This window comes from Bradyrhizobium embrapense (assembly GCF_001189235.2).
Lineage (GTDB): Bacteria > Pseudomonadota > Alphaproteobacteria > Rhizobiales > Xanthobacteraceae > Bradyrhizobium > Bradyrhizobium embrapense.
Window position 1 is genome coordinate 260828 of the sequence record NZ_LFIP02000002.1, and the last position, 18300, is coordinate 279127.

At 64.5% G+C, this 18300-nt stretch carries 18 protein-coding genes and 1 pseudogene; 7 read left to right on the forward strand and 12 right to left on the reverse strand.

The window, feature by feature from the left end; all coding sequences use genetic code 11:
- Nucleotides 1–10: 10 nt before the first annotated feature.
- The 9 genes from AKN83_RS08660 to AKN83_RS08700 all read right to left on the reverse strand — a co-directional run bounded on the left by AKN83_RS08660 (nt 11) and on the right by AKN83_RS08700 (nt 9291).
- Nucleotides 11–1219, reverse strand: a complete 1209-nt coding sequence (locus tag AKN83_RS08660; RefSeq protein ID WP_157113278.1) for a DUF445 domain-containing protein — start codon at nt 1217–1219, stop codon at nt 11–13.
- Between the two features lie 45 nt (nt 1220–1264).
- The gene (locus tag AKN83_RS08665) at nt 1265–2104 is read right to left on the reverse strand and encodes an EcsC family protein (RefSeq protein ID WP_050406277.1); all 840 of its coding nucleotides are present in this window, start codon (nt 2102–2104) and stop codon (nt 1265–1267) included.
- Nucleotides 2101–4218, reverse strand: a complete 2118-nt coding sequence (locus AKN83_RS08670) for a heavy metal translocating P-type ATPase (RefSeq protein ID WP_063695267.1) — start codon at nt 4216–4218, stop codon at nt 2101–2103. Before AKN83_RS08670 ends, AKN83_RS08665 begins: the two co-directional genes overlap by 4 nt.
- Before the next feature lie 26 nt (nt 4219–4244).
- Nucleotides 4245–4802 (reverse strand): HMA2 domain-containing protein, encoded by a 558-nt coding sequence (locus AKN83_RS08675; RefSeq protein ID WP_050406278.1) that lies wholly within the window; start codon nt 4800–4802, stop codon nt 4245–4247.
- Nucleotides 4803–4940: 138 nt separating this feature from the next.
- On the reverse strand, nt 4941–5339 hold the full coding sequence (locus AKN83_RS08680; RefSeq protein WP_050406279.1) for a DUF5132 domain-containing protein: 399 nt from the start codon (nt 5337–5339) through the stop codon (nt 4941–4943).
- A 251-nt stretch (nt 5340–5590) separates the two neighbouring features.
- Nucleotides 5591–6760 carry a cytochrome P450 gene (locus AKN83_RS08685; RefSeq protein ID WP_050406280.1) on the reverse strand — a complete coding sequence of 390 codons (1170 nt, stop codon included), beginning with the start codon at nt 6758–6760 and terminating at the stop codon, nt 5591–5593.
- 96 nt (nt 6761–6856) lie between these two features.
- Complete coding sequence (locus AKN83_RS08690) at nt 6857–7654, reverse strand: helix-turn-helix transcriptional regulator (RefSeq protein WP_050406281.1); 798 nt, start codon at nt 7652–7654, stop codon at nt 6857–6859.
- A 217-nt stretch (nt 7655–7871) separates the two neighbouring features.
- Nucleotides 7872–8234 carry a nuclear transport factor 2 family protein gene (locus AKN83_RS08695; protein WP_050406282.1) on the reverse strand — a complete coding sequence of 121 codons (363 nt, stop codon included), beginning with the start codon at nt 8232–8234 and terminating at the stop codon, nt 7872–7874.
- A 109-nt stretch (nt 8235–8343) separates the two neighbouring features.
- Nucleotides 8344–9291 carry a LysR family transcriptional regulator gene (locus AKN83_RS08700; RefSeq protein ID WP_244521932.1) on the reverse strand — a complete coding sequence of 316 codons (948 nt, stop codon included), beginning with the start codon at nt 9289–9291 and terminating at the stop codon, nt 8344–8346.
- 67 nt (nt 9292–9358) lie between these two features.
- On the opposite strand from AKN83_RS08700, the gene AKN83_RS08705 reads away from it, so the two are divergent.
- Both AKN83_RS08705 and AKN83_RS08710 read left to right on the forward strand, forming a co-directional pair.
- On the forward strand, nt 9359–10435 hold the full coding sequence (locus AKN83_RS08705; RefSeq protein ID WP_244521933.1) for an aromatic ring-hydroxylating dioxygenase subunit alpha: 1077 nt from the start codon (nt 9359–9361) through the stop codon (nt 10433–10435).
- Nucleotides 10436–10786: 351 nt separating this feature from the next.
- Entirely contained in the window at nt 10787–11782 is a 996-nt protein-coding gene (locus tag AKN83_RS08710) for an alpha/beta fold hydrolase (RefSeq protein WP_050406349.1), read from the forward strand.
- Between the two features lie 75 nt (nt 11783–11857).
- Here the strand turns inward: AKN83_RS08710 and AKN83_RS08715 are convergent, their stop codons facing one another.
- Nucleotides 11858–12208 carry a RidA family protein gene (locus tag AKN83_RS08715; RefSeq protein WP_028334578.1) on the reverse strand — a complete coding sequence of 117 codons (351 nt, stop codon included), beginning with the start codon at nt 12206–12208 and terminating at the stop codon, nt 11858–11860.
- 80 nt (nt 12209–12288) lie between these two features.
- On the reverse strand, nt 12289–13455 hold the full coding sequence (locus AKN83_RS08720) for a CE1 family esterase (protein ID WP_347336818.1): 1167 nt from the start codon (nt 13453–13455) through the stop codon (nt 12289–12291).
- Nucleotides 13456–13600: 145 nt separating this feature from the next.
- Between AKN83_RS08720 and AKN83_RS08725 the strand changes: the two genes are divergently transcribed.
- Nucleotides 13601–13969, forward strand: coding sequence for an ArsR/SmtB family transcription factor (locus AKN83_RS08725; RefSeq protein ID WP_050406350.1), 369 nt, complete (start codon nt 13601–13603; stop codon nt 13967–13969).
- Between the two features lie 59 nt (nt 13970–14028).
- Nucleotides 14029–14455 (forward strand): annotated as a pseudogene (locus AKN83_RS08730) (SRPBCC domain-containing protein).
- 402 nt (nt 14456–14857) lie between these two features.
- Here the strand turns inward: AKN83_RS08730 and AKN83_RS08735 are convergent.
- Nucleotides 14858–16516 carry an FAD-binding dehydrogenase gene (locus AKN83_RS08735; RefSeq protein WP_050406351.1) on the reverse strand — a complete coding sequence of 553 codons (1659 nt, stop codon included), beginning with the start codon at nt 16514–16516 and terminating at the stop codon, nt 14858–14860.
- A 277-nt stretch (nt 16517–16793) separates the two neighbouring features.
- Between AKN83_RS08735 and AKN83_RS08740 the strand changes: the two genes are divergently transcribed.
- From AKN83_RS08740 to AKN83_RS08750, 3 genes are all read left to right on the forward strand, one after another.
- On the forward strand, nt 16794–17270 hold the full coding sequence (locus AKN83_RS08740) for a hypothetical protein (RefSeq protein ID WP_050406286.1): 477 nt from the start codon (nt 16794–16796) through the stop codon (nt 17268–17270).
- A gap of 98 nt (nt 17271–17368) precedes the next feature.
- A complete protein-coding gene (locus tag AKN83_RS08745) occupies nt 17369–17599 on the forward strand; it encodes a hypothetical protein (protein WP_244521934.1) in 231 nt (76 codons plus the stop codon).
- Nucleotides 17600–17617: 18 nt separating this feature from the next.
- Nucleotides 17618–18208 carry an SCO family protein gene (locus AKN83_RS08750; RefSeq protein WP_050406287.1) on the forward strand — a complete coding sequence of 197 codons (591 nt, stop codon included), beginning with the start codon at nt 17618–17620 and terminating at the stop codon, nt 18206–18208.
- The last annotated feature ends 92 nt before the right edge of the window (nt 18209–18300 follow it).

Genomic DNA, 18300 nt, shown 5'->3' on the forward strand with positions numbered 1-18300 from the left:
AACGGACGCGCTACAGCCAGCGCGAGACCGAGAAGATCAGCAGGCCGACCAGCCCTCCGACGACGGTTCCGTTGATCCGGATGAATTGCAGGTCGCGCCCGACCTGCAATTCGATCCGCATGATCAGCGTCTCGGTGTCCCAGTTCTCGACCACCTTGCGGATGAAGGTCGCGATCTCCTGGCGGCGCGATGCAACGGCCCGCAGCGCTGCGACGCGAAGCCAGCGGTTGATGCGGTCGCGCATCTCGGCATCGTCGCGGACCCGCGCGGCAATCGAGATCAGGGCGGTTTCGATCGCGTCCGCGATCGCGGCCGAGGTCGCCGCAGAGCTCAGCCGCGCCTCGATCGCCTGCCACATCGCGTCGATCTGGCGGATCACGGCCGGGTTGTCGAGCATCTGCTGCTTCAGTTCCTCGCCTTTGGCGAGGTAGTCGGGATCGGTGGCGAGCCGGTCGATCAGGCGTTCGATCTCGGCCTTGAGCTCGATCCGCCAGGGATGGTTCGGCTCGCGCATCTCGTCGAGCGTCTGACCGATGCCGGAGATGACGCGGTCGGCCACTATGCCGTCGACCCATTTCGGCACGAACCGGTAGGAGCGCTGCGAGACCTTCCTGCGGATGGTTTCCCTGTTGTTGGCGAGCGCCGTGCTCGCCGATGTGATCATGCGCTCGACGAGGGCCTGCGCATCGCCATGCGCCCACAACAGCGCCAGCACCCGCGAGGCGAGCGGCGCCACCGGAACCGCCGCGATGCCCTGCCGGGTGCGGCGCGTCAGAAAGCTGTTGAGGTCGGCGCTCGGCGTCGCCTGCAGGGCCTGGTGGACCGCCGAGACCGTGCGCTGTGCCGCGCTGCGGGCGTGCGACGGCCGCTCGATCCAGTGTGCCGTCCAGCCGGCGATGTCGACGTCGCGGATGCGATCGCCGACCACGCGGGGCGACAGGAAGTTGTTGGCGATGAAGCGGCCGAGCGCGACCGCAATGCGCTGCTTGCTCTGCGGCACGATCGCGGTGTGCGGGATAGGGATGCCGAGCGGATGACGAAACAGCGCGACGACCGCGAACCAATCGGCGCAGGCGCCGATCATGCCGGCTTCCGCGAATGCGCGCGGATAGGCCAGCCACGGCCAGTGCGGTTGCGCCATCGAGGTCGCCACAAAAACCAGCAGCATGAACACGAGCAGGGCCGTGGCGAGGGCCCGCATGCGACGGAGATCGCGCAATCTGGTGTCCTCAGGCGGAAGCACGGCGCCGATGTCCAATTCGCCTCATGCCGTCGCAACGCCGCGGCGCGGTGCAAGCCGCGCTGCGATCGCCGCATAATGTTGCCGAACCCCGGCGCTGCCATGGAGGCGTTCCAGCCGGCGCACCGTGAAGTGCCCTTTCGCGATCTTCTGGAAATGGTCCATGAAGATCACGTTGACGGTCGCGCCGAATGCCGCGCCGATGATCGGCACCGCGCCGGCCGCGGCCTTGTCCGAGACCACCAGCCCGAAGCGGGAGACGATCTCGCTGACCAGATTGGAGATCACCGGGGCGGAGGCATCCACCGCGCCGCGCTCCAGGATATAGGCGGCCGCGTCGCTGGTGTATTTGCTGATCAGCGCGCGGGCGGCGTAGTAGCCGACGTCGACACTCCCGTCGGTTCGCTTGGTGCCATAGGCGAAGACTTCGAGACAGGCGAGCCTCGCCTCGATGCTGGAGAGGTCCTCACCCTGGTGCCGCGCGATCTCGGCAATCGCGCGCAGCATCAAGGTCGTGGTCAGAGGAAGCTCGACCGCGAGCGCGCCGAAGCCGAGCAGGCCGCTGACGCCTCCGGTCACCCCGGCGAGGAACGACGAGAAGGTCACCGCCGGTGCGGGCGGCGGTTTCTCGTCGAGCGTGTCGACGGCAACCTCCAGCCCCTTCATGACAGCCGTTCGCACCAGCCCGCTGAGCTGGCGGTTGGCGGCCTTCGGCAGCAGGTTGAGGACGCGGTTGACCGGAACGCCGGCATAATCGGCGATCCTTGCCGCGAGATTGGAACTCTCCAGCGTCTTGACGGCGGCTTGCAGTGCGGCGTGATCGCCGGGAGGAAGGACAAGGAGCTGGGTGAGATCCTGGCTCATTGATAGCGCAGGATTGGCCGTATGCCGTTGAAGCTCGCGAGTATCGCCGAGCCGTTGCTGATCAGCGCGGTCACCTCGGGCGTGATCAGGCCGCCCGGCAGGGCAAGCCCGAGCGCCAGCGTATTGAGCGCGGCGACGATGGCGTAGTTCTGCTTGATCAGGCTGACGGCGCCTTGCGAAATCTCGATCGCCTTGACCAGCTTCCAGAGCGAATCTTCCATCAGGATGACGTCGGCGGATTCGTGCGTGACCTCGGCACCGTGCTTCATCGCGATGCCGACGTCGGCGAAGCTGAGCGCGGGAGAATCGTTGATGCCGTCGCCGACCATGGCGACCCTGCGTCCCTGGCGTTGCAGCTGCTGGATGACATCGGCCTTGTCGGCCGGCAGCATGTCCGCGAAGTGCTCGGTGAGCCCGAGATTCTTGCAGACGGCGCGCGCCACCACCGCATTGTCGCCGGTCAGCATGATGCTGTTCTTGACGCCCAGCGCATGCAACCGCTCGATCACCGATCGGCTCTCCGCGCGGATCTCGTCGGAATACGGCACGAGGCCCGCGAGCTTGCCGTCCACGGCGATATAGAGGCTCGAATAGCCGCGCTCGTCGAGCGCAGCGCGATCGAAGGCCGAGGCGTCGACCGCGATCTCGCTCTGGCGCATGAAGCGCTGGTTGCCGACATGGACATAGTAGCCGTTGACCTGGCCCTCGACGCCGAGGCCGAGGCGGTAGGTGGTCTCGTTGCAGGGCGGGATGTTCACCGCGAGCTGCCGGGCCCGGGTGCGCAGCGCTTCGGCGACCGGATGCTGCAGCTTGGTCTCGGCGGCGGCGGCGAGCCCGAGCAAATGGTTCGGCGTGATCGAGTTCTGGTAGGAGATCACGTCGATGACGGCAGGCGTGCCGTGGGTGAGGGTGCCGGTCTTGTCGAACACCATGGTGTCGATCCCGGCAAGCTTCTCCATGTGGCCGCCGCTCTTGATGATCATGCCGGTGCGGGCCGCCAGCGTCATCGAGGACAGCACCGAGGTCGGGGCGGCGACGCGGATGCCGGTGCCGTAGTCGACGATCACAAGCGACAGGAAGCGGTTGAAGTCGCCCGAGACCATGGCGGTGCCGGTGGCGAGCGCCAGGGTCGGGGTCACGAGCCGGTCGGCGAAGCGCTCGGCATGGTTCTGCATCCGGGTGTCGCCGATCGGTGCGGATTCGATCAGCCGCACGATCTGCCCGGCGGTGGTCGCGGTGCCGACGCGCAGCGCACGCAGCGTGATCTGGCCCTCGCGGATCACCGTGGCGGCGAAGGCGGCTTCGCCCTTGCCGCGATGCACCGGCAGGCCCTCGCCGGTGATCGTCTTCTGGTCGATGGTGGCGGAGCCGTCGATGATCTCGCCGTCGACCGGAATCATCTCGCCGGGATACACCACGACGATGTCGCCGTTCTTGAGCTCGGCAGCGGGGATCGACACCACCTCGCCGTCGCGCAGCAGCCAGGCGGTCTTCGACTGGAATTCGAGCAGCTCGTTGATCGCCCGCCGCGAGCCCGCCGCGGTCAGGTCGCGGATCCAGTCGCCGAGCTTGATCAGCCAGGTGACGATGCAGCCGGCCAGCGGGTTGCCCTGGACCACCGATGCGCTGATCGCGAGCGTGTCGAGCACGTCGATGTTGAGCCGGCTCTCGTTCGCCCAGACCTTCCAGGCGCGCTTGGCGATCGGGATCGCGTTCCACAGCATCAGCGGCATGTTGATCGCCGTGATCACCGGATTGGCGCTGAAGGCCATGAACAGCGACAGCGTCGGCAACGTCAGCGGCGAGCGCTTGGAGACTTCCGGCACGCTGGCGCGCGGCGCGCCCGCGTCCTGCGCGGCGCCGACGCAGAGCGCCTTGACGTCGGTGAGGCTCATGGCCTTGAAGCCGTTCAGCAGCGCGAGCAGCCGTTGTTCGTGGGCCGGATCGTATTCCAGCACGAGGCTGGCGCATTCGTAGTTGATCCGTGCGGTCCTGATGCCGTCCTGCGCCCGCAGCCATCCAAGGCAGAGCTCGCCCAGCTTGCGGTTCTGCCCGAGCGCGGGGATGCTCAGACGAATGCGCCCTGGCATGGAATGGCAGAAACTGAAATCCATGACGTTGCACTCTCACCCCTGGCGGGTCAGGCCATCGCGCGTGCCGGCTCCGCCTGCTCCGCGGAGGCCATGTTGGCCTGTATCATGTGGTTGAGTGCAAACACGGCCAGCGTGACCCAAACCGGCGTCGCCGCAGTGGCGCCAACCTCGAACACGGTGAAGCCGGCGATGCCAGCCGCCAGCACGATCTTCAGATCGATCACATTGCCGCTGGCAACCTTGATGCCGTGGTCGAAGTCCCGGAAGAAGTCCACGATCACCTTCGCCGTGTGCGAGTGCTCGGCGAGGTACTGGGCTTCCTGTTCTATCTTGTTTGCCAGCGCGTCGATCTCGTTGGTCGGCGGCTTGTAGTGACCGCCGGTGTGATGCTCCAGGCGACCATGAAATTCATCATGCCGGTCGGTGTCGTAGTGCAACACGACGCTCCCCGTCGTCGGGTTGATCGTCACTTCCTCGATGCCGGGGATGACGCTGAAGGTCTGCTTGATCTGTTCGAGAAGCTCGGGGTTTTCCTTCGCCGATGGAACCTTCATGCGTATCCGGCCGGGCACCTGATGCGCAATCTGCAGCTTCATCTTGGTCATCGCATTCCTCTAACAGCGTTCCGACGCCGGCGCGGGGACGCGAATGATGCCGTGACACATGATTGCGCGCCGCGCTGGTGTCGCAAGGTCGCTTGTCGGCGTGGCCTCGCCGCGCTGCATCTGCCCATCGGACGCGGTTCAGGCCGCAGACGAAGTCCGGCTGTGGCTGTCGGTCGCCTTGGCGTCCTGCGCCTGGTTTTCGGCCTTCACTTCCGCGACGATATCGTTCACCTGTTCTTGCGCCTCGGCAAACATCTCGCGCGACTTCTGTGCGAACTTGTAGGTGCCGCGAACGGTGGATTTGAACAGCGGATTGAGGGCGCCGGCGAGCTTCGGCAGGTATTTCGGCGCCGCGACGGCGGCAACGCCAAGCGCAAGTCCCGGGAGCAGGGCAGCCTCGAACACGGCAGCACCAACAGCCACCACCGCGACGACCGCGACCGTCTTGTTGATGCCGCCGCCTTCCTCGGAATCCTGTTCGGAGGCTTCATGGTGGAAGGCAGTATCGTGACTGCTACCGTTGGTATTCGGGTTCATCTGAAATCCCTTGTGACCACTCAAATGACTGCAGTTTCATCAATAACGGCGGATTGAAATGGATTCGTGACAGTTTGATTACAGTCGTCCGACTGGTTGCGGCGGCATGGTGTCGCAACGCAACAGGACGCGTATTCGGCCGTCAAGGCCGCGTTCGCGTGGGGCTGGCAAGCCTCGGCAGGCGATCTTTTCGTGTCTCGATGTGTCTGTGCTTACATGGACCCGTCGCAAGGGCGGACGCGCGTTGTGGACTACCGGTCCCACGTCACCGGCAAATCCAGCAGGCCGCGGAACGCCCAGCCGCCGATCCGCGGCGGCTTGTCGGCGATCAGACGCAGATTCGGCAGCCTACTGAAGATCGCGGGAAGCGCGACGTCGGCGACCATGGCGCGCGAGGCCCAGGCGCCGGCGCAGAAATGCGGGCCGGCGCCGAAGGCGATGCTCTTGCTGGCGTCGCGGCGCACATCGAACGCGTCAGGCCTGTCGAAATGCTTCTCGTCGCGGTTCGCCGAGCCGAACATCAGGAACACGCGCTCGTTGGTCTCGAATGCGACGTCCCTGATCGTCCAGGGCTTTGCGATCCGCCGCGGCGACATGCCGATCGGCGAGATCCAGCGCGCATATTCCTCGAACACCTGCAACCACGGGACCGCTCCGCTCACGGCCAGCGCCAGCTGCTCCGGGTGGGTCAGCAGCGCCCACACCGTGCCGGCGATGGCATCGCGCGGCTCGTTCTGGCCCCCCGAGATCGCGAGCTTGATGTTGGCGCGCACGCTCTCCATCGGCATGTCGGTCTGCAGCAGCACGCCGAGCAGGCTGAGGTCGGGTGTCTTGCGCAACACCGGCACCATGTCGTCGATGGCGGCGTCGATGCCCGAGGTCGCGGCATGGCAGCGCGCCTCGATCGCGGGATCGCCGGTGTAGTTGGCGATGCCGTCGATCATGCCCTGCGACCACGCGTTCATGTCCTGGAAGCGCATGTTGGTGAGCCCGGTGATCGATTTCAGGCATTCGGCCGAGAACGGCAACGCGAAGGCCTGCACGAAATCGACCACGCCGTCCGGCTTCAGCTCGTCGAGGATGCGCTCTGCGTGGCGTGCGAATTGCGCGGTCCAGTGCGAGCGCACGGTCTTCGGCGAGACCGCCGGGAAGATCGCCTTGCGCTCGTTCATGTGCGCATCGCCGTCCTTGCGCATCATGTTGTGGCCCATGAGCTTGTTCATCAGCCCCTCGGGCTGATGCGACGAGAACACGTCGATCTGCTTCTCGGAGACGAAGATGTCGTCGCGGTTGCAGAGCAGCGTGCTGCCGAGCTGCGGAACGAAGGCGATCGGCGCTTCCTTGCGCATGCGCGCCAGCGTCGGATAGGGATCCTGCCAGAAAGCGGCGACGTCGATGTCGAAATGGGGAGCGGTGCTCACGGCATAACCTCAGGTTTCCAACCGAGCATAGGTCGGGGGGCTCCGCCGGTCTGTCCCTACCGTTAGGGACAGACGCAAGCGCCCGTTCAGCGCGGCTCAATTCAGCTGGCGTGCCGACGCCATCAGGCGCAGTGCGATCGCGAACAGCTCATTCTGCGAGGAGATGCCGAGCTTGTCATAGGCGCGCTTGCGATAGGTGAGGGCGGAGTGCAGCCCGATGCCGAGCTCGGCGGCGATCGCTTCCGAGCTGAGGCCCGAAAGGATGCCGAGGCAGACCTCCTTCTCACGGCCGGTCAGCCGGGCGAGCGGCTCAGTGGTCGCAAACAGGCTCTTCAGCCGCGCGATCGGGTCGGCATCCGTCGCCGGCTCGCGCTGGAAGTGCCGCGCCACCGCTGCGGTCAACGCGGGTGCGACTGCGGCGAGGCGCGCGATCTGCGCGCGGCTGAAGCGGCCTTGCGCGGTGATCTGATAGAAATTGATGTAGAAGCAGGTGTCGCCGGTCCAGATCGCCGAGGCGAACTTGTCGACGATGCCGGAATCGTCGAAGAAGATCTTGCGGTAGCCGTCGCTGTACATCCGTCGGGCGAAGGTCGGTAGCATGATCGGCACGGCCTGCGCCTTGCCCTCGAACACCGCATCGCGGTTCGGGTCGGCCTGATGGAAATGTTCCGAATAGGCGATTCCGAGCTCGCGCCCGGTCGGGATGTTGCCGACGTCGAGCAGGCACGCGGCGGACCGTGGGCCCGTGAACGAGAACACCATGCAGTGACCGACACCGGCGACGCGGCGCAGTGCGGCGATCAGGGCCTGCGGAAAGCTGTCGCGGCCGATCGCCAGCAGCGCCGGCGTGATGTCGCTGACGACAGAAGTCTTGAAGGCGAAATCTGCCTTCATGGCGTCCTCCCTGTGTTTCGGGAAGACTAGCAGCGGGATTGCGGGGGTGGAAGCGGCGGCGGCTCGGGTATCCAGCGGAGCGTCCCTATCCCTTCCTCATTCCGGGGCGACGCGCAGCGTCCAGCCCGGAATCCATTTCACCACGAAACCCGCGGCCTGATGGATTCCGGGCTCTCGCTTCGCGAGCCCCGGAATGACGACCATCGGGGAAATCGCCTCAGGCGCCGGGCACCTGGTCGAGGAAGCCGGTGATGCTCCGGATCCGGCCCTCCTTCAGCGTGGCGAAATCGGTGCCCTTGATCGGGCTGTCGACCCCGTCGGGCCCGAGGCCCCAGGAGAAGCGGACGTGGTCGCCGAAGCCGTTCGGCTCGCCGATCAGCTTGAAGGTGAAATCCGGAAACTTCTGCTGCACGCCGGCGATCAGCGCGTCGACGCCGTCATGGCCGTCGCCGCTCATCAGCGGATCGATGTAGCGCGCATCGGCGGTCCAGTTCTCGCTCAGCATCTCGCGCCGCCGGCTCGGCATCCGCTCGTTCCAGAGCTCGATATAGTTGCGGGCGATGGTGGCATGGTCGGTCATGGTGCTCTCCTTCTGATGGGCCGGACTGTGCGGCTGTCCGGACTATCGAAGGTTTGCGGGCGTCGATCGATTACCTCTGAGGTCATCGCGCACGGAATGGCGACGCTCGTCACGGCCTGATATAGGCCTCCGGATCACCGCGCGCGTGCGCTTCCATCGCATCGAGGAAGCAGCGAACCTTTGCCGGGACAAATTGCCGCGCCGGCAGCAGCGCATGCACGTTGAGCGGCTCGCAGCCATGGTCCGGCAGTAGCCGCTTCAACTCGCCGGCCGCGACCGCGGCACGGGTGTAGCTCGCTGTGACCCGCAGCACGCCATGGCCGGCAAGCGCCGCCTGCAGGCGGACATGGGCATTCGAGGAGGTGAGCCGCGCGCGATCAACCGCGAGATGCTCGACCGCGCCGCCGGGAGCTGTGATCGCCCAAGGCGGATCGCTGGGGCCGGTCAACAGCGGCAGCTTTCTCAATTCATCCAGCGTGCGCGGCTCGCCGAACGTCTCCAGCAACGCCGGTGCCGCGAATAGGCCGCGCTCGAGGGTGAAGACGCGGCGGATCACAATGCCGGCCGCCGGCAGCGGCGCCTCCAGCATCGCGAACACGATGTCGTAATTCTCGGCGATCGGGTTGACGATGTCGTGCTCGACATCGATCCGGATCGCGAGCTCCGGATAGCGGCCCATCACGGCACAGGCGACCGGCCCGGCGTGATGCGCGCCGAATTCGTACGGCGCCTTGATGCGCAAGGTCCCCGCGACGGCACTGCTCATCGCCAGCGCTTCGCTGTGGGTGTCGTGCAGCGCGGCGAACAGCGGGCGGACCTTGCGATAGATGGTTTCGCCGGAGTCGGTCAGCCGCAGGTGCCGCGTGGTCCGCTCGATCAGTCGCAGCCCGAGATTGGCCTCGAGACGCTGCACCGCAGCACTGAGGCTCGATTTGGGATGCCCGAGCACGCGCGCGGCCGCGGTGAAGCCGCCATGCTCGACAACCTCGCAAAACAGCTCCCAGTCGCGCCACTCCATGACCGATTGTCCATCCACCGGTACAGTGTGTCCAGCCAAATCGGATTATCCCGATGGCCGGGATCACCTAACCTGGTTGCAAGCGACATTGCATTGGGAGGCTGACATGGCAGTAGGCTTGACCGACGACGGAATTTTCCTGCGCAACGCCTGGTACGTGGCGGCACTGAATCACGAGCTGATCGACGGCAAGAAGCTGGCGCGCACCATCCTGGAGCGGCCGATCGTGATCTATCGCGGCGCCAGCGGAAAGGTGGTCGCGCTCGACGACCGTTGCTGCCATCGCGCCGCGCCGCTCTCGATGGGGCGCGTCGAGGGTGACGACATCAGGTGCATGTATCACGGCATGAAGTTCGCGGCCGATGGCAAGTGCATCCAGATCCCGGGCCAGGACGCGATCCCCGCCAAGCTCGGCGTGCGCAGCTATCCGGTGGTCGAGCGCTACAACATGATCTTCATCTGGACCGGCGACGTCGAGAAGGCCGATCCGAAGCTGATCCTCGACTATCCGCCGCTCGAGGATCCCAAATGGCGCGGCCTGCCCGGCTACATGCACTACAAGGCCAATTGGCTTTTGATCGTCGACAACCTCAGCGACTTCGCGCATCTCGCCTTCGTGCACACCAACACGCTCGGCGGTTCCGAGGAGTACGCCTACAAGACCAAGCCGGTCGCGATCGAGAAGCTGGACGACGGCTTCCGCGTCGAGCGCTGGCACATGGACGCCGATGCGCCGCCCTACCACAAGAAGGTGATCTCCAACCGCGACGACAAGGTCGATCGTCGCAATGTCGGCCGCATGATGGTGCCGGGCATCTTCACGCTCGACACCACGTTCGCGCCGGCGGGGCAGGGCGCGGAGAAGGGCGTCCAGGTTCCGGGGACGCGGTCATATCGCAATGCGCAGTTCATGACGCCGGAGACGCGCTCGTCGACGCACTTCTTCTGGAATTATCTGCACGATTTCGACATCGACAATCCGAACATCGCGCTGTCGCTGCGGCATTCCCTCGAGGAGGCCTTCAACGAGGACAAGGATTTCATCGAAGCGCAGCAGAAGGTGCTCGACGTCGATCCAAACTATCAGCTGCTTGCGATCGGCGCCGATGCGCCGCTGACCTATTTCCGCTGGCTGTTCGCACGCAGGCTCGATGCGGAGAAAGGCGCGGCGCGCGCCGCATAGTCGGTGGCGCGACGGTGTCACCGCCTGGGCGCAAGCCACGCCGCGATCGCGAAATCGTGACGTCCTGGCGTGGCTGCCGTCCAAGCGGGGTTGGCGTAAAGTAATCAGCGTGAATTCGTCGGTTCTTGATCCCGGTCAAGGTTTTTGCCTGCACCAGCCGGACTATCTTCGTTGCGATCAGATCGGTGAACCAGTTTGCACGAAAAAAGGGATCCATCGGAACGAAGTGAAGCCCCTAGCTGGGTGCAGTACCCTTGGTTATGGCCGTTTGAAGCCACGCGATTGGCGCTCGAAACCTACTCGCGGATGTATTCCGCTCGCGCGTCCGACCCCATGGATGCGCCGGGCGAAATGGCAACACTGCCTTGGACGACGCCCCATTCGGTGGCGCTGCAACTGCCATCGATGCGCCTGCTGGATTTCTCGAGAGCTGTCGAAGGGCCGCCACTGCTGGTCTGCGCGCCCTACGCGCTGCATCGCGCGAAGATAGCGGACCTTGCACCCGGCCACAGTCTGATGGAGGCGTTGCGGGCGGCGGGTATTGCGCGCCTCTATCTCACGGATTGGCGCTCGGCGGCACCGGAGATGCGATATTTCTCGATTGACACCTATCTGTCCGACCTCAACGTGGCCGTCGACACGATCGGGCCGCCCGTCGACCTTGCCGGTCTCTGTCAGGGTGGATGGCTGTCACTGCTCTATGCGGCGCGCTTTCCCGACAAGGTGCAGCGGCTGGTGCTGGCGGGCAGCCCTGTCGACGTCTCTGTGCCGTCGGAGCTGTCCAGAATGGTCGCATCGCTTCCGCAGCAAGGGTTCGAGGCACTGGTCCGTCAAGGGAACGGAATCGTCAGTGGCAAGCAGATGCTGCAGGTATGGAGCGCCCCACTCAGCATGGCAGACGTGGAAGCGGCGCTGCAGCGGCGGCTCGACGGCGAGTCGGAGGATGGACAGGACCTGCTCGATCGCTTCATGCGCTGGAACAGCGAGACGCTTGATTTGCCGGGCTCCTACTATCTCGAAGTGACCGACTGGATCTTTCGCCAGAACCGGATTGCGACCGGAGACTTTGTCGCGCTTGGCAGCAAGGTTGACCTTGCCACGGTGAAGCTGCCCGTCTTCCTGCTCGCTGCGGAGAACGACATCGTTGTTCCGGCCGATCAGGCATTTGCGACATTGCGGCTCCTGGGTACGCCGCCCGCGTGGCTGCAATGCGACACCGAGCCGTGCAGTCACCTCGGGCTGTTCATGGGTTGCAGGGCTCTGGCCGGTCCGTGGCGCCGGATTGCCCGCTGGCTTCAGTCCGACCTCGGCGAGGCCGCGGGCGAGCGATTGCAGATCAGCGCCTGAGGTGCCAAATGAAATACCCCGGACTGCAGTTTGCAATCCGGGGCATCGGACTCCATTGCGATGATCCGCGTCGCGTTACTTCGCCGCGACGACCATGATCTCGACATTGTACTGCGGCGCCGCAAGCTTGGCTTCGACAGTGGCGCGGGCCGGGGTGTTACCTTGCGAGACCCAGCCATCCCACACCGCGTTCATCTCGGGGAACGTCTTCATGTCGGTGATGTAGATGGTCGCGCTGAGCAGCTTCGACTTGTCGGTGCCGGCCTTGGCGAGGTGGCCGTCGATGATCGACAGGATGTCCTTGGTCTGGTCGGTGACGCTGCCGCCCGCGGCCTTGCCGGCAACGACGCCGGCGAGATAGACGGTGTTGCCGTGCACGACGGCCTGGCTCATGCGCGGGCCGGTTTCGAAACGCTGAATGCTCATTTGGGTCTCCACTTGAATGGCGGGCACTGTCTATACTGCAACGGCGGTCGCCGCCACTGCGCATTTTGCAACCGCGCATCTCACGGAAAGCGAGCAAAGAACGCCCAGATCGTGTCGGCGCCGTCGATGTCGCCGTTTTGCGGCCCGAGCAGCGTCGCCGCCAACTTCGTAAAATGAGCATCCGGGAAGTGGCCGGGCATGCGATGGCCGCCGCCATTGACGCGGTACAGCACGACGTCACGTCCCTGCGGGCAGACCGAGTCGATCCGCGTGACGGTCGATTGATCGGACGGGTTGCGGTCGGGCAGATCGGTGGTCGCGTCATCTTTGGCCTCGCAGCCATCGATGCGTCGCCAGAATTCCAGGGTGCGTTCGGTCGACCAGAACCCGTCGACGGCAAAATAGCTGCTGCCGCGCCCGCCTTGATAGGGGATCAGCGGGTCGACGGTGCCGTTCATCAGCAGCATCGGCACCGGACGCGCGGGCCGGCAGGTCCCCGCGGATTCATCGGTCAGGTTCATGACGACACTGGCCACTGCTGCGAACAGGTCGGCGCGTTCGCAGGCCAGCGTCATGGCCATCGCGCCGCCGTTGGAGATGCCGGTGACATAGATGCGCTTCGGGTCGGCGATGCCATCGGTCACGAGCTTTGCGATCAACTGGGTGATGAAGGCGACGTCGTCGGTGCCTTCCGGCGGCGGATTGCCGGCGCGCCGCTTGCCCGGCCGGGAGTCGGCCCACGCGTGGTTCAACCCGTCGGGATAGACCGCTGCAAAGCCGTCGCGCCTGGCGATCAAAGGCCACGACGTCCGCGTGATCATGTCGGCACTGCTTTGGGTCTTGCCGTGCAGCACGATCACGAGCGGCGCCGGCTTGGCGGCCGGAGCCTGCAGCGTGAATGTTCGCGTCGTGCCGTTGACGACGAGCGAATCCGCAGCCGCCGGTACACTGCCCAACGCAAATGCGCCGGCCAGTACCAGCAAGCCGATTGGATATTGCCGCATCACCGAAGAAACCCGCTCTGTTGCGGCGATTGCAGCACGCCGGCGAGACGGGTTCAACCGGTCTGTCGGGAGCGCGGCTTCACGATCCAGTCGGTGGCGCAGTATAGCCGCCGGCCCATGCGAACAGCGTCGGCTCGCGCAAGGGATCGGGGACCGGATCGCCAAATGCGACGTTCCAGCCAGCGCGCGAGTATGGCATCTACGAAGCACGCGAAGACGTTTGCGAGCTTGCGACGCCGGCATTCTCTTCGATGCAATTTGGGCATCGACCGACACAGGAGGAGGATTGAGCGGAGCGCGTCTGCGCAATACTTAGGTATTGACCTAAGTATTGTTCGCCGTTGGGTTCTCGCCCGAATTCTGGCGGCGGATGGAGAGAAGGCAATTGATGATTCCCCATGCAGGCGGCGGCGCTAAGCCGGTTTCGCCGGCGATCATTGATGGTGTCTTCCGGGCGCTCGCCGACCCTACGCGGCGCGACGTTTTGGGACGGTTAAGCGCACGTGCGTCGTCGGTTAGCGATCTCGCAGAATCCTACGACATGGCGCTGCCGTCCTTCGTTGCGCACCTCAAAGTGTTGGAACAGTGCGGGCTGGTTCGCTCTCACAAGGAAGGGCGGGTCAGAACTTACGAGATTGTGCCTGAGCGCATGAAGGTGGCTGAGAACTGGCTTGCACGGCAACGCACGTTGTGGGAGCGCCGCCTTGATCAACTTGATGATTACCTCATGAAGATGAAACAGGAGACGACGAAGTGACCGAATCCGTAATCAAGATCGATCCGAAGCTCGATTTAGTGCTTGAACGAGAGGTCGATGTGCCCGTTGAACTGATCTGGAAAGCATGGACTTCGCCCGAGCACCTGCGTCATTGGTTCGCGCCCAAACCTTGGACGATCACGGCTTGCGATCTTGATGTGCGTCCCGGGTGCGATCAACTTCACCATGCGCGGGCCGGACGGTCAGGAATTCCCCAACACGCAATCATACCTTGAAGTCACGCCCTACGAGCGGCTCATCATGACCGATGCACTTCTCCCGGGCTATCGTCCTTCGCCACGTCCCTTCTTCACGGCCGTTTTGGAGCTCACGAAGAGAGGACCCAACGCCGCGCACTACAAGGCAATTGCGATCCACGGCAACGACGAGGCCCGCAAGAGCCATGAACAAATGGGATTCGAAACCGGCTGGGGAACTGTCGTGAAGCAGATGGTGGAGTACATCAAGGCGGGCCGCATGCAGTAACGCGCGCAGGCCACGCTCATGCGCAGCAGGCGGGACTTCAGCCCCGCCCGCCATGCGCGTTGCGTTCCGTCTGGCGAGAGCGTCCCTTTGCAAAGAAGTGCTTCCAACTCGCTGAAGACGTGATTGCGGATTTTCAATGGCCCGCTGTTGAGTCAGACGGAAGCGACGTTTGAGGTCCGCAACATGGCCGCGGTCGCTCTGTGGCCTCTTGCTGCGGCGGTTGCAGAACTCCGCAGCGGCCTGTGCGACAGGCATGGGGCAGATACTCATATTATTCGGAATACTAGAAGTATGCTCCTGAGTTGCCCGACGTGTCAAGTTGCCCGATCAAGTGCCGGCCGCCGCCGCTACTTTGCATGGGGTTGTTTTCGACATTTTGGCAGCGCGCCGCATCGACACGTTCTAGCCCACCGCCTTCGCCGCCGCGCGCCCGGCGTTGCGGCCCGAGAACAGGCAGCCGCCGAGGAACGTGCCCTCGAGCGAGCGATAGCCGTGCATGCCGCCGCCGCCGAATCCGGCGGCTTCGCCGGCCGCATAGAGCCCGCGGATGATCTGGTGATCATTGCCGAACACGCGCGAATCGAGGTCGGTCTCGAAGCCGCCGAGCGTCTTGCGGGTCAGGATGTTGAGCTTCACGGCGATCAGCGGGCCGTGCTCGGGATCGAGGATGCGGTGCGGCTTCGCGGTGCGGATCAGCCGGTCGCCGATATAGCGCCGCGCATTGTGCAGGTTCATCACCTGCGCATCCTTGACATAGGGGTTGGCGATCTCGCGGTCGCGCGCCTCGATCTGGGTCTTGATGGCGTCGAGACTCAAGAGGTCGTTGCCGGCGAGCTTGTTCATGGCATCGACAAGCTCGGTGAGATTGTCGCGCACGATGAAGTCGGCGCCGTGCTGCTTGAAGGCTTCGACCGGCGCCGGCGCGCCCTTGTTGGTGGCGCGCTTGATCGTCATGCGCCAGCTTTTGCCGGTGAGGTCGGGGTTCTGCTCCGAGCCCGACAGCGCGAACTCCTTCTTGATGATGCTCTGGGTCAGGATGAACCACGAATAATCGTAGCCGGCGCCCATGATGTAGTGCAGCTGCCCGAGCGTGTCGGAGCCCGGGAACAGCGGCGCCGGCAGCCGCTTGCCGGTGGCGTCGAACCACATTGACGATGGCCCCGGCAGAATACGGATGCCGTGCCGCGGCCAGATCGGGTTCCAGTTCTGGATGCCCTCGACGTAATGCCACATGCGGTCGCGGTTGATCAGCCGGCCGCCCGCCTGCTCGGTGATCCCTATCATGCGGCCGTCGACATGCTCGGGCACGCCGGAGATCATGAACTTCGGGGGATCGCCAAGTCGCTTCGGCCAGTTCTGCCGCACCAGATCATGATTGCCGCCGATGCCGCCGGAGGCGACGATCACCGCCTGCGCGCGTAGCGAAAAATCGCCGACGACGTTGCGTGAGGAACTCTTGCCGCGTTCGACGCTTGACGGTTCCAGGATCGCGCCGCTGACGCCGTCGACCGTGCCGTTGCTGATGTTGAGTGCATCGACGCGATGGCGGAACTTGAACACCAGTTGTCCGTTCCCGGCGGCCTCGCGCGCGCGGCGCTCGAACGGTTCGACGATGCCAGGGCCGGTGCCCCAGGTGACATGGAAGCGCGGCACCGAATTGCCGTGGCCCATCGCATCGTAACCGCCGCGCTCGGCCCAGCCGACCACCGGGAAAATGCGGTGGCCCATCGCGCGCAGCCAGTCGCGCTTCTCGCCCGCCGCGAACGCGACATAGGCTTCGGCCCATTTGCGCGGCCAGTGATCCTCCTCCCGATCGAAACCGGCGGTGCCCATCCAGTCCTGCAGCGCCAGTTCGGCGGAATCCTTGATGCCGAGCCGGCGCTGTTCCGGCGAATCGACCAGGAACAATCCGCCGAACGACCAGAACGCCTGGCCGCCGATGCTCTGTTCCGCTTCCTGGTCGAGCACGATGACGCGCTTGCCCGCGTCGGCGATCTCGGTTGCGGCGACCAGGCCGGCAAGGCCGGCGCCGATCACGATCACATCTGCATCGTCAGCCATTTTGATGTTCCCCGTCCCGCCGGAATTGAAGACCGCGTCGTTGTGCGCGGTCAACGGCAAATGGACCTTGCCTGTGGCGGCGAGGCACCAAATGGTTGCGGCAAGCTGTTCCAGTTTGGGACCTTTTCCACGCGCCACTGCAGCGTGGGCGCAACACCCAATTTGAATTTGTTTTGACCGGCTTCGCTCGTCTGGACAAAAATCGACTCTCGCAACACGCTCACGCTTGTCTTGCATCACAGACCAACAGATTCGGTTTCGACTGGGGCTGGCCAACATGAAGTTGATGACGGGGTTGCTCGCTGCGGTTCTTCTGCTGGCGGGAATGGGGGCGTCTCAAGCAGTGGTCAGGATCGCCGACGATCGTGGCGGCAAGATCGGCGTCTACGTCGACAAATATCAGGACCTGCGCACATCCGGTGAGACGGTGATCATCGACGGGCTGTGCGCCTCGGCCTGCACCATCGTGCTCGGCAAGGTCCCGCATGACCGTATCTGTGTGACCTCACACGCCAGTCTCGGCTTCCATGCCGCCTGGGACTACGGTGACAACGGTCGCCCGGTCCCCAATCCCGAAGCCACCCATATGCTGTACCTGATGTACCCACCGGCGGTGCGCAAATGGATCACGGGCCGCGGTGGCCTGACCCGGCGCATGATCTTCCTGCAAGGCAAGCAACTGCAGGCGCTGTACAAGCCGTGCTATCTCAACGCCCAGGCCTCGGCGCCCAAACCGGCTGAGCCCGCGCGCTGAGCAGCTGATCCCGGCGAACGCCATTCTCGGCATAGCCGGGCAAGACGACGTCGAGCGCCGGACATCGCCTCGCTATCATTTGACGGCGTGCGACGGCCATGGCGCTTGCTGCCTGGAGGAACCCGGCTTATTTCAACCGCATGGTTCAGCCGATCTCCACCCGATCCGAGCTCGTGACGGCTCCGCAGGGCCGGGTGGCGTCTGCAATCCTGTGGGGCGCTGCCGCAATCGGCGGATTGGCCTTGCTCGCCGCTGCCGCGCTCTGGTTCCACTACGGGATCGCGGTGTTTTTCGAAATGATCACGGCCGGCATCGCCGCCTGCTTCTGACAAGGACGCCCTCACATCATGCCCCGGACCACGCGCCCATTGGTGATCTTCGCTGCCTTCGCGGGCAGTCTGGCGGTCGGCCTGTTCCTCATGTTGTGGGCGGTCGGCGGCTTGCGCACCGTCGCCGCGCCCGCCGCGATCGGCGGCCCGTTCCAGCTCACCGACCAGGCCGGCCAGACCGTCACCGACAAGAACCTGCAGGGCAAGCCGACGCTGATCTTCTTCGGCTTCACCCACTGCCCGGACATCTGCCCGACCTCGCTGTTCGAGATCTCGGAGGTTCTGAAGGCGATGGGCAAGGACGCCGACCGCGTGAACGCCTATTTCGTCTCGGTCGACCCGGAACGCGACACCGCGACTGCGATGAAAGACTACCTTTCGAGCTTCGATCCGCACCTCAAGGGCCTGACCGGCGATCCCGCCGCGATCGCCAAAGTGCTGTCGAGCTACCGGGTCTACGCCAAGAAGGTGCCGCTGAAGGATGGCGACTACACGATGGATCACACCGCGCTGATCTATCTGATGGACCGCGATGGCCATTTCGTCGCGCCGTTCAACCTGAAACGGACGCCGGAAGAGGCGGCGACCGATCTCAAACGGTATCTCTGATCGCCGATTCCGGCTTGGAATTAACCCAATCGGCGCTCGCATCGGGCGCCGGATGGTCTATAAGCCGTTCAATTTCCTGAAATTGCCGGTTA